Below are 15308 nucleotides of genomic sequence, written 5' to 3'. Positions count from 1 at the left end.
AGCGGATCACGCTGCAGCGGCACTCGCCGATCGGTGACACCCTGCGAGGTGGTCGTCGACCATGCCCGCAGCCTGCATGAGCGCGTACATCGTGGTCGGCCCGACGAAGCGGAACCCTCGACGACGCAGGTCTTTGCTCATCGCAGCCGACTCGGGCGTCGTCGCCGGCACCTCGGCGAACGTGGCGGGGGCGACCGCGCGGGGTTCGGGTGCGAAGCTCCACAGCAGTTCGTCGATGGGCAGTTCGAGCTCGAGGGTGGCACGGGCGTTCTGGATCGTCGCCTCGATCTTGCCGCGGTGACGGATGATCCGCTCATCGCCGAGCAGGCGTGAGACGTCGTCGTCGGTCATGGCGGCGACGCGTTCGGCATCGAATCCGTGGAAGACCTCGCGGAACGCCGGACGGCGCCGGAGGATCGTGATCCAAGACAGGCCGGCCTGGAATCCCTCGAGGCAGACCTTCTCGAAGAGCCGCACAGGATCGTGCTGCGGCGTGCCCCACTCCTCGTCGTGATAGCGGCGGTACTCGGGGTCGGACGCCCCCCACCCGCACCTGGCGAGACCGTCGTCCCCGACGACGATCTCGGGTCTGGGGATGACGCTCACGCGGCGAAGCCGATCTGCTCGTGGCCGAGCAGCCAGAGCTTCGTGGGAACGCCTTCGCCGCCGGAGTATCCGGTGATGCGCCCGTCGCTCGCGAGCACCCGGTGGCAGCCCACGATGATCGGCACGGGGTTCGCGCCGACCGCGCCGCCGATGGCGCGTGCGGAACCCGGCTTGCCGACCGCGGCGGCGAGAGCGCCGTACGATGTGGCCTCACCCCACTGGAGGCGCTCGAGCTCGGCCCAGACCGACTGCTGGAAGGGGGTGCCGACGAGGCGCACCGGGATGTCGAAGTCGAGGCGGCGCCCCGCGAAGTACTCGGCCAGCTGGTCGCGAGCGGCACGGAGCACGTCGTTGGGGCGTTCGGGAGCATCATCGTGGGGGAGCCGGCCGCCGCTCTCGATGGAGAGGCTCGTGACGGCCTCGTCGTCGGCGACGAGTTCGAGACGCCCGATCGGGCTGTCGAGGCGGATCAGATACACGTTCGTCATGGTTCGAGCGTAACCCCGGCGTCCGACGCGGGCTCGCGGGAATCGGACATCGCGGACTCGGGGCGGATCGACGGGTTGTGGAGGGGGAGTCGGCGCGACTCGCCCTCCACAACGGCGACCGAGTCGCGCTCGGGCACCGACCGGCGACCGCACCGCGTCGCCGACCCGGGCGAAGGCACGCTCGGCGTATGACGACCATCATCCGCGCCGAAGCGGCGCACGACTTCCTCGCCCTCGTCCCGTCGCTGGCCGGATTCCATCCGATGAGGTCGCTCCTCTGCGTGGCATTCAGCGGCAACCGCAGCGCGGGCGTCCTGCGATACGACCTGCCGCGCCGTGCGCGCGATCGCGCCGCGCTCGCCGCGATGATCGTCGGAACATTGTGTCGGATGCGGGGCGTCGACGCCGTCGTGCCGATCGTCTACACCGAGGCCCGATTCGGCGCCGGTCGCGGGATGCCGCAACGCGCCCTGCTCCGAATGCTCACGGCACGGGCGGAGGAGGCTGGCTTCCTCGTGCGGGATGCGTTGTGCCGGGCAGCCGATGGCTGGGGTTCGCTCCTCGATCCCACGACGCCGGCCGCGGGGCATCCGCTCGCGCTCATCGATGAGAGCCCGGTGGCGAGGCTCGCCGGCGAGGTGGCGTCCTCGCCGACCGCGAGCGCCGCGCTGCCGCCTGCCGAGCCTGAGGTCGCACCTCGCATTATCGACGCCCTCGCCCAGCTCACCGGCGAGGACGAGCGCGAGCACGCCCTGAGGCGGCTCGGCGAGCACGGTGATCCGGTGGCGCTCGTCGAGTCGCTGCTCGTGGGTGGCCGCGTGCAACCGCCGCTCCGCCTTGCCTGGTTCCTTCACCTCGCGTCCATCCCGGCCGTGCGCGATGCAATGATGCTGCAGATCGGATTCGGTGCGCTGATCGGCGAGGCGGCCCACGACGACGCGATCGCCACCGCCGAGCGTGCAGCAGCGCACGAGGAGACCATCGACGGCCTCGTCGTGCGGGAGCTGGCGACCGGCACGACCCGCGAGGTGAGTGAGATGCTCTCGCGGCTCATGATCGGCCAGTCCCAGTTGCGTCCCGACGCGAGTCGGGTGGAACGGGCGCTCACCATGCTCCGCCGACTGATCGCGAACGCGCCGCCGAGCCTCCGCGTCGGCCCGCTCTGCATCGCGGCCTGGCTCTCGTGGGCGCTTGGCCGAGGCTCGGCGGCCGGGGCGTTCATCGACACCGCGGTCGACCTCGATCCCGACCACTCGATGGCGGGACTCCTCTCCGCGCTCATCGGCAGCGGCACGCTGCCCGAGTGGGCGTTCAGTGGCCGATGAGTCCGCCGACCGCTCGGGCGAGCAACGACGGCCGTCCGGTGAGCCGCTCCTCGGCGTCGGAGAATCGCATCCCGAGCACGCCGAGGTTCGCCCCGAGGTACCGAAGCGGTTCGGGCTCCCACAACGGCGATCGGTGATTCACCCAGGGGAGTGCGGTGAGCCCGCTCTGCACGCCCCGCACGAGGTCGGCCATCGTCCGGCCGGCGAGGTTCGTGGTCGAGAGGCCGTCGCCCACGTAGGCGCCGGCGAAGCCGACACCGGTCTTCGGGTTGTAGCTCACGGACGCGTTCCAGTCACGAGCGACACCGAGCGGGCCGCCCCAGCGATGCGTGATGCGGGCGCCGCCGACCGCGGGGAAGAGTTCGAGCAGGGCGGCGTGCAGCCGGCCGAACACCGCCTCCACCCGTTCGAACGCGGGATCCAATGCGCTGCCCCAGTGATAGCTCGCGCCGCGCCCGCCGAATGCGAATCGGTTGTCGGCGGTGCGCTGTCCGTAGACGAGCAGGTGGCGGAAGTCGCTGAAGGTCTGGCCGTGGGTGATGCCGATCTCGTCCCACACCTCGTCGGAGAGCGGTTCGGTGGCGATCATGAGCGAGTAGAGCGGCAGGATGCGCCGGCGGACTCGTGGCAGGCCGGCGCCGTACCCCTCGGTCGCGACGATCACGTGACGCGCCGAGAGCGTGCCCTCGAAGTCACCGCCGTCGAGCGCACGGAAGTGCACCCGACCCGCAGACCAGTCCACGACCTCGGTCTGCTCGAACAGCGAGACGCCGAGGCCCTCGACCACGCGTGCCAGGCCGCGCACGAGCTTCGCGGGGTGCACCCGTGCGCACGACGGATCGAAGACCGCATCGGGCGCGCGGCCGTCGAGGCCGGTGGCGCCGAACCGTGCGGCGACGGTGCTCCCACTCCAGTACTCGAGCGCGTCGACGCCGAACCGCCGCGCGTCGTCGACCTCGGCCGTCGCGAGTTCGCGCTGCGAACCGCTCCGCGCGTACGTGACGGTCCCGCCCTTCGCGAAGTCGCAGTCGATGCCCTCGCGCGCCGTGACGCGTCCGACCTCGTCGACGGTGTCGAGCATCGCGCGACGCATCGCGATCGCCTGGTCGTAGCCGTGATCGCGTTCGATCGAAGCGGCCGACTGGGGAAACAGCGCCGAGCACCAGCCGCCGTTCCGACCGGACGCGCCGAAGCCCGAGAACTCGCGCTCGAGCACGGCGATGCGCAGGCTCGGATCCGCCTTGGCGAGGGTATAGGCGGTCCAGAGCGCCGTGAGCCCGCCGCCGATCAGGCCGACGTCGAACCGCGCACTCGAGGTCAGGGCCGCGCGCGGACGGAGCTCGTCGAGCCCGCGCACGACCAGATCGTCGAGCCAGAAGCTCACCCGACGGGAGGATTCCGGTGCGGCATCCGTCACCGTCGGGCGAGCGACCGCCATCAGAGGCGGTTGGAGGCTTCGGTCAGCACCCCGCGCAGCTTCTGCTCGATCTCGGAGAACTCGGCAGGGCCGATCGTGAGCGGCGGTGCGAGCTGGATCACGGGGTCGCCACGGTCGTCGGCACGGCAGTACAGGCCCGCGTCGAACAGCGCCTTCGAGAGGAACCCGCGGAGCAGGCGCTCGGACTCGTCGTCGTCGAAGGTCTCGCGCGTCTCCTTGTCCTTCACGAGTTCGATGCCGAAGAAGTACCCGTCACCGCGCACGTCGCCGACGATCGGCAGGTCGAGCAGCTTCTCGAGCTCGGCGCGGAACAGCGGCGAGTTCTCGCGGACCCGTTCGTTCAGCCCCTCCTCTTCGAAGATGTCGAGGTTCTCGAGCGCCACCGCGGCGGAGACCGGGTGACCACCGAAGGTGTAGCCGTGGTAGAACGACGTGTTGCCCTCTGCGAAGGGAGCGTAGATCTTCTCGGAGACGATCGTCGCGCCGATCGGTGAGTAGCCCGAGGTCATGGCCTTCGCGCACGTGATCATGTCGGGAACGTAGCCGTAGGCGTCGCACGCGAACATGTGGCCGAGTCGTCCGAATGCGCAGATGACCTCGTCGGAGACGAGCAGCACGTCGTACTGGTCGCAGATCTCGCGGACGCGCTTGAAGTAGCCCGGGGGCGGCGGGAAGCAGCCGCCCGAGTTCTGCACCGGCTCGAGGAACACGGCCGCGACCGTCTCGGGGCCTTCGAAGAGGATCATCTCCTCGATGCGGTTCGCCGCCCAGAGGCCGAAGGCCTCGAGGTCGTCGGCGGGGGCGCCCATCTCGGCCGCGCGGTAGAAGTTCGTGTTCGGCACGCGGAACCCGCCGGGGGTCACCGGCTCGAACATCTCCTTCATGCCGGGGATGCCCGTGATCGCGAGCGCACCCTGCGGCGTGCCGTGGTAGGCGACCGACCGGGAGATCACCTTGTGCTTCGTCGGGCGGCCCTGGAGCTTCCAGTAGTACTTGGCGAGCTTGAAGGCCGTCTCGACGGCCTCGCCGCCGCCGGTCGAGAAGAACACTCGGTTGAGGTCGCCGGGCGCGTACCCCGCCAGCCGGTCGGCCAGCTCGATCGCCGAGGGGTGGGCATACGACCAGATCGGGAAGAAGGCGAGCTGTTCGGCCTGCTTGGCGGCCACCTCGGCGAGACGTGCGCGCCCGTGACCGGCGTTCACGACGAAGAGGCCGGCGAGTCCGTCGAAGTACTCGCGGCCCTGCACGTCGTAGACGTGGTGGCCCTTTCCGCGAGTGATGATCGGCACCCCCGACGTCTCCATCGTGGACTGACGGGCGAAGTGCATCCAGAGATGATCCTTCGCCTTCTGCTGCAGCGCATCGTTGTCATAGACCGTGTCGGTCATGGCGTTCCTTTCTCGATGAGCACCCGCCTCTCAGCGGGTGCCCCAGTTGTAGAACTGCTTCTGAAGCTTCAGGTAGACGAACGTCTCGGTCGACTGCACGCCCTCCAGCACGCGGATGCGCGTGTTCAGGAGCTCGAGCAGTTCGTCGTCGTTCTCGCAGACCACTTCGGCCATCACGTCGAAGCTGCCTGCGGTCAGCACCACGTAGTCGATCTCGGGGATCTCGGCGAGTCGTGCCGCGAGCACGCGGGTGTCTCCCGTGGTGCGGATGCCGATCATGGCCTGCGTGGTGAATCCGAGCTGCATCGGGTCGGTCACGGCGACGATCTGCATCACGCCCGACTCGGTGAGCCGCTGCACGCGCTGGCGAACCGCGGCCTCAGACAGGCCGACGGCCTTGCCGACATCGGCGTAGGAGCGCCGCCCGTCGGCCTGCAGCTGCTCGATGATCGCCTTCGAGACGTCGTCGAGTTGCACGGGTCGGGGCTGCGAGGAACGCCCGTTGTTCGTCATGGCACGATTGTGACAGTGGCGGATGCCTCATGCAAGCGATTCCGTTGATTTCAGGTTCGAATTCGACTGAATCCACAGCCGCCATCGATGTTTCACTGCGGATCGCGACACTGCAGCATCGCGGCGGACGTCCTCGACCGAACATGCGCCTCCTCTCGTGGCGACGCCCACGCGGTGCCAGAATGTTCCGCATGGTCTCAGGCGCTGTCTCGAGTTCGGCGGTGGCCGGCGCACGAGCGTGGGACGTGATCGTGGGTGATCGCTTCATCGCCGCACTCGTCGCGCCCGCTCCCGAACGCGTGCTGAGCGCACTCGCCGAGGCGGCGAGCGACGAGCGGCTGGCGCTCGAGACGCTCGTCGGCATCGTCCCGTCGGGTCGCGTCGATCCGGTGGAGTCGTTCGGACTCGTGTGGTGGGCGGAGGGGGCGACGACGAGCGTCACCGCCGTCGTTCGCGGTGATGCCGTCGTCGACCTCGCCTCGCCCGGTGGGAGCCGCCGGTTCGACGCGCGAGGCATCCGGCCATGGCATCTCGCCGACTTCGACGACGTGACGGGGCTGCGCATCACCGATGCCGCGGCACCACTCGATCGCGCGCAGGCTCAGGGCGAGACCGTCGTCCATCAGCGCGCGAGCCTGCGCACCTCATCGGTCGAATGGGCGGCGACGGCCCGAACAGCGGATACCCCGCCGGCGCCGTGGGTCGATGCGGACACCCTGCTCGCTCCGCGCCGTCATGAGCCCGAGTTCGAGGCATCGATCGCCGACACGATCGTCGCCCCGCGAACGACCGGGCGGGTCGGCCACGTACCGCCCCCCGCGTCGGCCGGGAAGGGCGGGCCCGATGCATCCGCGTCGTCCGCACCCGCCGGTGCCGCGGCCGATCCCGCCGACGGCGGACCTCGGTTCCGGATCGGCGACGGTGCACCGCTCACGGTCACGGGTCCAGTGCTCATCGGCCGGAAGCCGCTGCTGCCGCGCATCGCGAGCAGCGGGGTACCGCCCGAACTCCTCGCGGTGGACTCGCCGGCGGCGGTCGTCTCAGGCACCCACCTCGAACTCCGGCTCGTCGGCACCCGCCTCGTCGCGACCGACCTGCACTCGACCAACGGCACCGTGCTCCGCACCGCGTCGGGCACGCGTCGGCTGCGGGCCGGGGAGTCCATCGTCGTGCTTCCCGGCGCCATCCTCGACCTCGGAGACGATACGATCATCGAGATCCTCCTCGCCCAGGGTGCTCCCGGCGCATGACCCGAACAGACAGCAGGCTTCACAGGTGACCCAGATCGGCAATGGCAACGCTCGCCATCGGATCACGCTGCCCGACGGCACCGAGGTCACCCTCGCCTGGGCGGCGGTCACCGACACCGGACTCCGCCGCGAGGTCAATGAAGACAGCTTCATCGCGCAGGCGCCGATCTTCGCGGTGGCCGACGGCATGGGCGGCCACGCCGCCGGCGACTTCGCGAGCGCCGCGGTCGTCACGCGGCTCGCCGAGCACGGCGGCAAGACGCTCGTCGGCACTCCCGAGATCGACCACGCGCTCCGCCTCGCGGTGCAGGACATGGGCCGCGGTGCCGGCGTCACCGACGAAGGCAGCGGTACGACGGTCACCGGAGCGGCGCTCGGAGCGATCGCGGACGAGCCTGCGTGGATCGTCTTCAACATCGGCGATTCCCGTGTGTACCGCCTGGTCGGCGGCGTGCTCGAACAGCTGACGGTCGACCATTCCATCGTGCAGGAGCTCGTCGATGCCGGGCAGATCACGCGCGAGGAGGCCGACACCCACCCGCACTCGAACGTGATCACCCGCGCCGTCGGCTTCCACGAGGCGCCGATCCCCGATTACCGCGCGATCGCGGTCGAACCCGGCATGCGGCTGCTGATCTGCTCCGACGGGCTCACGAAAGAACTCACGAGCTACGGAATCCGCCACTTCCTCGTCGCCAATGCGAAGGCCGAGAAGGCCGCCCACCAGCTGCTCGAGGCGGCCCTCGGCAACGGCGGTCGCGACAACGTCACGGCCATCGTCGTCGACGTACTGAAGGTCGTTCGCCCCCCGGGCGCGCAATCCTCGGACGAGGTCGAGCCGGCGCGCCGCTGACCCGGGTCGTCTCGAATCGGTGCTGTGAACAGCACCGATGAGGCATCCGCCGCCCGCGGATACAATGATGGCACCGCGCGCCGGCCACCGGGCGGCGTCAAACCGACCCAGAGCAGGCAGGAGGATCGTGTGTCTCGACGACTCCCGTCCACACCGCCGAACCTGCCGGGATTCGCGTTCATCCGCGTGCTGGGCTCCGGCGGCTTCGCCGACGTCTTCCTCTACGAGCAGAACATGCCGCGTCGCCTCGTCGCGGTGAAGGTGCTGCTGGCCGAGGTCGTCAACGACGACCTGCGGCAGATGTTCCAGGCCGAGGCGAACCTCATGGCCCAGTTGTCGTCGCATCCCTCGATCCTCACGGTGTACCAGGCCAGTGTCGCGGCCGACGGCCGGCCGTACCTCGTGATGGAGTACTGCTCGGCCTCGCTCGGTCAGCGCTACCGCGCCGTGCAGCTGCCGCTCGCCGAGGTGCTCTCCGTCGGCGTGCGCATCGCGAGTGCGGTCGAGACCGCCCACCGTCAGGGCGTGCTCCATCGCGACATCAAGCCGTCGAACATCCTCACCACCGCCTACGGCCACCCGGTGCTCTCCGATTTCGGCATCGCGGCCACGCTCGGCGAAGCCGAATCCTCCGACGCCGTCGGGCTGTCGATCCCGTGGTCGGCGCCCGAGGTGCTGCACGACGACGTGTCCGGCAGCGTCGCGAGCGAGGTCTGGTCGCTCGGCGCCACGGTGTACTCGCTGCTCGCAGGGCGCAGCCCGTTCGAGACGCCGGGCGGCGACAACGGCTCCGGCGCGCTCATGGGCCGCATCGACAAGGCGAAGTACGTCCCCACCGGGCGGATCGACGTGCCGAAGAGTCTCGAGCACGTGCTCGCGCGGTCGCTGTCGCTGCGGCCGTCGGCCCGGCAGTCGAGCGCACTCGAGTTCATCCGCGACCTGCAGTCGGTCGAAGAGGAGCTCGGGCTGTCCCAGACGCCGCTCGAGGTCGCGATGGACGACTGGGCGCTCGCCACAGCCGTCGACGTCGACGAGCAGACCCGCATCAGCGGAGCCCACGGCACCGGCGAGGTCGCGCCGCGGAGGCGACGTGCGCGCGGGGGATCGCCCGGCTCCGCCCGGTCCGAGGCGGACTCCCGCCCCCACGATCACGGCACGAGCCGGAGCCGAACGCCACCGCCGACGTCGGCCCGCCTGGCCTGGGGCATCTCCCTCGTCTCGGTGCTCCTGATCGCGCTCGTCGGCGCCGGTGCGTACTTCGTGATCCAGGGCACGAGGTCGATCCCGGTCGTGTCCGACGTGCAGGGCGTCGACGCCGGCGAGACCGTGACCTTCTCCTGGAACGACCCGGGCCTGCAGAGTTCCGATGCCTACCTCGTGACCGTCGACGGCGAGACGCTCCCGCTGCAGCGAGAGGCCCGGGTGACCGTGCAGGCCGAAGACGGCGACCGGGTCTGCGCGAGCGTCAGGGTCGCGCGAGACGGGAAGACGGGTGCCTCGAGCGCGGAACGCTGCGTCGAGGTGTCCGTCGAGATCGATCAGGGCTGATCATGCCGAAGCTTCCCGATCTCACCCGACTCCCCAAACCGCGATCCGCGGCGATCACCGCCGCGGCGACCACCGCAGTGGTGGCACTCGTCGCGGGGGTCGCGATCGCATCGGGCGGGTATGCGGCGCAGCGGGTCGACCTCGGCGACGCCGCGGTGTGGGTGAGCAGCAACGGGCATCAGGCGATCGGGCGCGCGAACACGGCCCTGCTCGAACTGAACTCGGTCGTCGAGACGGGATCCACCGGGACCGAGATCGTGCAGCAGGGTTCCACCGTGCTCGCGCTCGACCGCGCGCGGGCCACGGTCCGCGTGATCGATGCGACGACGTCGAGCCTCACCGAGACCGTCGCGGTCCCTCCCGACGACACGATGCTCGCGCTCGCCGGGTCGAGGGTCGTCATCGCCTCCGACGGCGACGTCTGGACGACACCGGTCGACCGGTTCGCCGAGTTCGATGCCGATTCCGAGGCGATGCTCGCGTTCGGTACAGGATCGATGACGTCCGTGGACCCCGACGGCACGCTCTTCGCGTACACCCCGTCGACCGGCGACATCACCCAGGTCGACGCGGCAGACGCAGAGACCGTGGGCACCAAGTGGCAGGTCGAGCCCGTCGACGGCGACCCCGACGTGCAGATCACCTCGGTCGCCGACCACTGGGCCGTGTTCGACGCGGGCACCCGAATCCTGCAGCTCGAACGCGGCCCCGTCGATCTCACCGAGTTCATCTCGGCCGGTGACGCGCCCGTGCTCCAGCGGCCGTCGAGCGACGGCGACGAGGTCGCGATCGCCACGCGTCGAGGTCTCGTCACCGTCGGCCTCGACGGTGACGCGCCGCGCACCCGCGTCGACGGGCGGTCGGGCCTGCCCGCCGCGCCGTTCGTGCACGACGGCTGCCTCTACGCGGCGTGGGCGGCGGGAACGGCATCGCGATCCTGCGCGACCGGCCCCGACGAGGTCGTCGAGCTGCCGTCGGCGACCGAGACCGGCGACTACGCGTACCTCGCCAACGGCGCAACGCTCGTGCTCAACGAACGGCGCAGCGGCAAGACCTGGGCCGTGGGCGCCGGGTTCGGCCTCATCGACAACTGGGACGAGCTCCTCGAGATCGAGCGCGACGAGGAGACGATCGAGCAGAACGACCCCGAGACGCCGCCGACGATCGAGAAGAGCCAGGTGGCGCCCGTCGCCGCAGACGACGAGTTCGGCGCCCGTCCCGGTCGGACGACGCCGCTGCCGGTGCTGCTGAACGACTACGACGCCAACGGCGACGCCCTCGTGGTCGATGCCGTCGACGGCGCGCTGCCGCCCGGAGCGGCGCTCGCCAGGATCGCCGACAACCAGCAGCTCCAACTCGTGCTCGACGAGGACGTCTCGGGTGTCATCTCCTTCGGCTACACGGTCGACGACGGCTTCGGCGGCACCGCTCACGCGGCGGTGAACGTGACGGTGCGCGATGTCGAGGAGAATTCGCCGCCCGAGCAACGCAGGCAGACCAAGGCCCTCGTGCAGGCAGGGGGTCGCGTCAGCACGGCGGTGCTCGGCGACTGGGTGGACCCCGACGGCGACCCGTTCTTCCTCGCGCGGTCCACCACGGCCGAACCGGACGCGCTGTCGTCGACGGCCGACGGCGTGGTGGTGTTCGACGAGAAGGGCGGCGCCGGGTCCGACCGGACCATCTCCCTCGAAGTCTCCGACGGGCGCGACACTGCGATCGGCGTGCTCGGCGTCGGAGTTCGAGCGCCCGGTGACGTGCCGCTCGTCGCCGACCCCTTCGTGGTGCTCGCGACGGAGGGCCAAGAGGTGCGCATCGACCCGCTGCGACACGTGCGCGGCGGTTCGGGCCAGATCCAGCTGAGCGCGGTCCCCGCGAAGCCCGACGTGCAGTTGACCCCCGACTTCGACGGCGGGAGCTTCCGTTTCACGAGTTCGGCTGTGCGCACGCATTCGCTCGAGTACACGGTGACCGACGGTGTCTGGACCACGACGGGTCGCGTCCGGGTCGACGTCTCTGCAGAGCCCGATCTCGACACCACGCCCATCACCGTGCCGCACACGGCCTTCGTCCGCGTCAGTCAGCCCGTCGACGTCGACGTCCTCGCGACCGACATCGACCCGACGGGCGGCGTGCTGATCCTCACCGGTCTCGGCGAACCCGAGGTCGAACCGGGCGTGCAGGTCGAGGTCGTCGACCACCGCATCCTCCGCGTCACCCTCACCGGACCGCTCGAGACCGGTTCCACGGTGTTCGGTTACCGGGTGAGCAACGGCCTCGCCGAGGCGGTGGGCGAGGTGACGGTCGTCGAGGTGCCCGAACTCGAGTCGAAGCAACCTCCCGTCGCCGTGCCCGACAAGATCTCGGCACGCACCGGCGACGTCGTCGACATCGCCGTGCTCGCGAACGACGAGCACCCCGATGCGTTGCCGATCACGCTCGACCCGGCGCTCGAGCGGGCGCCGCAGGCCGGCCTCCTCTTCGCCGACGGAGACCGTCTCCGGTACTTCGCCCCCGAGACGCCGGGCGAATACGAGGCGATCTATCGAGTGATCGGTCCCGACGGGCAGTCGGCCACCGCGACCGTGCAGATGTCGGTGCGCGACGCCGACCCGGTCACGAACACCCCGCCCGTTCCTGCGACCGTCACCGCACGAGTGCTCTCGGGCGAGACTGTGCGGATCCCCGTGCCGCTCGGCGGATCCGACCCCGAGGGCGACAGCGTGCAGCTGCTCGGCCAGGGCGGCAACCCCGAGCTCGGCAACGTCGCCGCGCACGGGCCCGACTGGTTCGAGTACCAGGCCGGCGAGTACTCGGCCGGCACCGACCAGTTCGAGTACGAGGTCGTCGACGCGCTCGGCGCCCGAGCTGTCGGCACCGTGCGCGTGGGCATCGCCCCGCGTCTCGACGGAGCCCGATCGCCGATCGCCGTCCCAGATGTCGTCGAGGTGCGGCCCGGCCGTACCCTCTCGGTCCGCGTCCTCGAGAACGACTCGGACCCCGACGGCGGCGCACTCACGTTGACGGGCGTCGAGGTGACGGCGGGCGATGCCGTCGCCGAGGTCGTCGACGATCGGATCGAGGTCGAGATCCCCGACGGTGAGGACGACTACGGCTTCGTGTACACCATCGAGAACGAACAGCTCGGTCAGGCGTCGACATTCCTCAGCATCATGGCGCGTGCCGACGCGCCACTGGCGCGCCCCGAGGCATCCGACACGGTCCTCACGCTGAGCGACATCCTCGACGAGGACGTCGTCGACGTCCCGGTGCTGCGGAACGTGTTCCTCGCCGACGCCGACGTCTCGGATCTCGTGGTCGGCCTCGTCGACGGCTACGACTCGGGAGCCGAGGTGCGTCGTGACGGGAGCATCCGGGTGCAGGTCGAGGACCGCCGCCGTGTCATCCCCTTCGCGGTGGCTCACCCCGAGGACGCCTCGATCGTCGCCTATGCGTTCATCTGGGTGCCCGGACGCGACGACGCGCTGCCGCAGCTCCGCGCCGACGCCCCCGACGTCGAGGTCGTGAGCGGTGAGGAGGTCGTGCTCGAGCTCGAGGACTTCGTCATCGCGGCATCCGGCCGGCCGGTGAAGATCACGGATGCCGCGACCGTTCGCGCCTCGCACAGCGACGGCTCGGATCTCGTCGTCGACCAGGACACCCTGCGATATCGCAGCGAAGAGGGGTACTTCGGACCTGCGTCGCTCTCGTTCGCGGTCATCGACGGAGAGTCGACGGCCGACCCGTCCGCACGCACCGGGACCATCGTGATCCCGATCGACGTGGCGCCGACCGACGATCAACCGCCCGTGTTCACGGGCGGGGTCATCGACTTCGAACCCGGGCAGGCCAAGGACATCGACCTGCTGAAGCTCACCAACTATCCGCCCGACGCTCGCGACGAACTCGTCTACCGACTGCTGCCGCCGCCGACGGAGGGGTTCCGGTTCTCGCTCGACGGCTCGAAGCTCACGATCGAGGCGGACGCTTCGACGTCCAACAAGACTCGGGCGACCGTGGCGATCGGCGTCGCCGACGACGCGGGCGACGGCAAGCCCGGGCGTATCGAGCTGCGGGTGGTGCCGTCGACGCGGCCGATCGCACGGCCCGCCGCCGATACCGCGGTCGTGCAGCGCGGACGAACGACGACGATCGACGTGCTCGCCAACGACGACGCGACCAACCCGTTCCCCGACGTGCCCCTCCGCGTCGTCGACGTCCGCGGCGCCGACGCCGACAGCCTGCCCGACGGCGTCTCGATCGAACCGAGCGACGACCGTTCGAAACTCGAGGTGACCGTCGCTCCGGGGGCGGCACCGGTGAATTCGACGGTGCAGTACGAGGTGGCCGACGCGACCGGCGACGCAGCCCGGAACGCGTGGGGGCTCGTCACGATCTCGGTGCAGGACCGGCCCGACCCGGTCACCGGTGCGCGGGTCACGGGCTTCGGCGATCGCACGCTCGACGTCGTGTTCGGGGCGGGCTCGTACAACAACTCGCCGATCACGGGGTACGAGATCGAACTCGTCGACCCGGCCACGGGCGACGCCGTGGTCACCTCCGAGTGCGCCGCGACGACCTGCACGGTCCCGACTCCGGGCAACGGGCAGGCCGAGGCCGTGCACGTCAGGATCCGGGCGAAGAACTCGATCGGCCTCTCCGACCCCGTCGATGCGCCGGGCCCCGTCTGGTCCGATGTCATCCCGCAGCCGCCCACCGGGGTACGGGCGCTTCCGCGCGACGGGTACCTCCGTATCGAATGGGATCCGGTTCCGGCGGGCGCCGGCAGCGTCATCGGATCGTACGTGGTCACCGTCGCCGGCGTCTCGAACGAGGTCTCGGCGGGTGCCGTCTGCACGGCGACGCTCTGCGCGACGGACTCGCAGCCGCTCGAGAACGGAAGCCAGGTGCCGATCACGGTCGGCGCCAGGAACCAGGCCTTCCCGGCGCTCGCGGCCTGGACCGAGGCCGGTGCCAGCGGGACCCCGTTCGGACCGCCGATCGCCGGAGCAGTCGCCGTCACCGGCGATGCCGCCGCAGGCACCGTCACGGTCACCTGGGACGCGTTCGGCGGCAACGGGGACCCGATCGGAGGGTACTTCGTGCAGCGCCTCGCCGATGGGGCCACGGGCGTGCCCAGCGGCGCGCAGGCATGTTCGGTGACGAGTCCCGCGCCCGGGTCCGTCATCGCGCCATCGGGCGGCGGAACCGTCGCCGAGGTCGTGCACGTCGGGCCTGCCGCGACGAGCGTCCAGTTCGCCGGAACGGGTGCGGAGGCCACGAGGTACTCGTTCCTCGTCTGGGGGTACAACCGGGCCGCGTGTGCGCACACCGACGTCGTCGGCACCGTCGTGCGGCCTTCGCCCGACGCCATCCGGAGCGTCGACAGCCGGATGGACTGGCGCACCGCCGACCTCTACGACCGCTACATCTCGAGTGTTGCGCCGGGGGCGTGGCGGTACGACATCGTCGCCGTCGACGGCAGTGGCGCACAGATCCCCGGCACGTTGCAGAGCTTCGGCGGGTCAGGGTGGGCGCAGGACCTCTTCGCGAGACCGTTCGGCGAGACAGTGCGGTTCCAGGTGCGCAGCTGTTCGGCCTGGGGGAGCTGCGGCCCGTGGTCGGGGGTCCTGCCCGCCGACGCACGTCCCTCCCTGACGTTCGCGCTCCCGAGCCGGTCGTGGAACGAGGCGGCGCAGACCTGGTCGTGGACCTCCGCGCCCGCGAACTCCGGGATTCCGGTGACGTTCTCCTGCGGCGTCGACGGCGACGGCAACGGCAGGCAGGCGCAGACTCCGACGAGCTGCCAGATCCCCGAGGCGAAACCGGGCGACCTCGTCTGGTTGGATGTTGAGATCGCGGGTGTCGTCGTCCGGTACCCGAATCGCTGAGAAGGAGCCGA

The 15308-nt window shown here is 70.4% G+C and carries 10 protein-coding genes; 5 read left to right on the top strand and 5 right to left on the bottom strand.

Annotated features, from left to right (window positions below):
* Positions 1 to 6: 6 nt before the first annotated feature.
* On the bottom strand, positions 7 to 597 hold the full coding sequence (locus ACFCVM_RS14095) for a DNA-3-methyladenine glycosylase I (RefSeq protein WP_375837634.1): 591 nt from the start codon (positions 595 to 597) through the stop codon (positions 7 to 9).
* A 5-nt stretch (positions 598 to 602) separates the two neighbouring features.
* Positions 603 to 1094, bottom strand: coding sequence for a methylated-DNA--[protein]-cysteine S-methyltransferase (locus ACFCVM_RS14090; protein ID WP_375837112.1), 492 nt, complete (start codon positions 1092 to 1094; stop codon positions 603 to 605).
* A gap of 188 nt (positions 1095 to 1282) precedes the next feature.
* On the opposite strand from ACFCVM_RS14090, the gene ACFCVM_RS14085 reads away from it, so the two are divergent.
* Positions 1283 to 2419 (top strand): DUF4192 family protein, encoded by a 1137-nt coding sequence (locus tag ACFCVM_RS14085; RefSeq protein ID WP_375837111.1) that lies wholly within the window; start codon positions 1283 to 1285, stop codon positions 2417 to 2419.
* Here ACFCVM_RS14085 and ACFCVM_RS14080 read toward each other — a convergent pair.
* The 3 genes from ACFCVM_RS14080 to ACFCVM_RS14070 are packed head-to-tail and all read right to left on the bottom strand — an operon-like array spanning position 2406 to position 5758.
* On the bottom strand, positions 2406 to 3857 hold the full coding sequence (locus ACFCVM_RS14080; RefSeq protein ID WP_375837110.1) for an NAD(P)/FAD-dependent oxidoreductase: 1452 nt from the start codon (positions 3855 to 3857) through the stop codon (positions 2406 to 2408). The genes ACFCVM_RS14085 and ACFCVM_RS14080 overlap by 14 nt on opposite strands.
* The gene (locus ACFCVM_RS14075) at positions 3857 to 5245 is read right to left on the bottom strand and encodes an aspartate aminotransferase family protein (RefSeq protein WP_375837109.1); all 1389 of its coding nucleotides are present in this window, start codon (positions 5243 to 5245) and stop codon (positions 3857 to 3859) included. The genes ACFCVM_RS14080 and ACFCVM_RS14075 overlap by 1 nt, the downstream gene beginning before the upstream one ends.
* A gap of 30 nt (positions 5246 to 5275) precedes the next feature.
* A complete protein-coding gene (locus ACFCVM_RS14070; protein ID WP_375837106.1) occupies positions 5276 to 5758 on the bottom strand; it encodes an Lrp/AsnC family transcriptional regulator in 483 nt (160 codons plus the stop codon).
* Positions 5759 to 5949: 191 nt separating this feature from the next.
* Between ACFCVM_RS14070 and ACFCVM_RS14065 the strand changes: the two genes are divergently transcribed.
* The 4 genes from ACFCVM_RS14065 (at position 5950) to ACFCVM_RS14050 (ending at position 15297) form a co-directional block, all read left to right on the top strand.
* Entirely contained in the window at positions 5950 to 7008 is a 1059-nt protein-coding gene (locus tag ACFCVM_RS14065; protein ID WP_375837104.1) for an FHA domain-containing protein, read from the top strand.
* A 25-nt stretch (positions 7009 to 7033) separates the two neighbouring features.
* Positions 7034 to 7861, top strand: a complete 828-nt coding sequence (locus tag ACFCVM_RS14060; RefSeq protein ID WP_375837102.1) for a PP2C family protein-serine/threonine phosphatase — start codon at positions 7034 to 7036, stop codon at positions 7859 to 7861.
* A gap of 129 nt (positions 7862 to 7990) precedes the next feature.
* Positions 7991 to 9409, top strand: a complete 1419-nt coding sequence (locus tag ACFCVM_RS14055) for a serine/threonine-protein kinase (RefSeq protein ID WP_375837100.1) — start codon at positions 7991 to 7993, stop codon at positions 9407 to 9409.
* Between the two features lie 2 nt (positions 9410 to 9411).
* A complete protein-coding gene (locus ACFCVM_RS14050) occupies positions 9412 to 15297 on the top strand; it encodes an Ig-like domain-containing protein (RefSeq protein ID WP_375837098.1) in 5886 nt (1961 codons plus the stop codon).
* The last annotated feature ends 11 nt before the right edge of the window (positions 15298 to 15308 follow it).

The organism is Agromyces sp. NPDC056389 (genome assembly GCF_042262385.1).
In the GTDB taxonomy this organism is placed as follows: Bacteria; Actinomycetota; Actinomycetes; order Actinomycetales; family Microbacteriaceae; genus Agromyces.
The sequence above is the reverse complement of the archived record's forward strand: the minus strand, read 5'-3'. Positions and strand labels throughout refer to the sequence as shown.

Bases quoted from the DNA above. Each gene is read 5' to 3' on its own strand.
- ACFCVM_RS14090 (WP_375837112.1), bottom strand. From the start codon at position 1,094: ATGACGAACGTGTATCTGATCCGCCTCGACAGCCCGATCGGGCGTCTC.
- ACFCVM_RS14085 (WP_375837111.1), top strand. From the start codon at position 1,283: ATGACGACCATCATCCGCGCCGAAGCGGCGCACGACTTCCTCGCCCTC.
- ACFCVM_RS14080 (WP_375837110.1), bottom strand. From the start codon at position 3,857: ATGGCGGTCGCTCGCCCGACGGTGACGGATGCCGCACCGGAATCCTCC.
- ACFCVM_RS14075 (WP_375837109.1), bottom strand. From the start codon at position 5,245: ATGACCGACACGGTCTATGACAACGATGCGCTGCAGCAGAAGGCGAAG.
- ACFCVM_RS14070 (WP_375837106.1), bottom strand. From the start codon at position 5,758: ATGACGAACAACGGGCGTTCCTCGCAGCCCCGACCCGTGCAACTCGAC.
- ACFCVM_RS14065 (WP_375837104.1), top strand. From the start codon at position 5,950: ATGGTCTCAGGCGCTGTCTCGAGTTCGGCGGTGGCCGGCGCACGAGCG.
- ACFCVM_RS14050 (WP_375837098.1), top strand. From the start codon at position 9,412: ATGCCGAAGCTTCCCGATCTCACCCGACTCCCCAAACCGCGATCCGCG.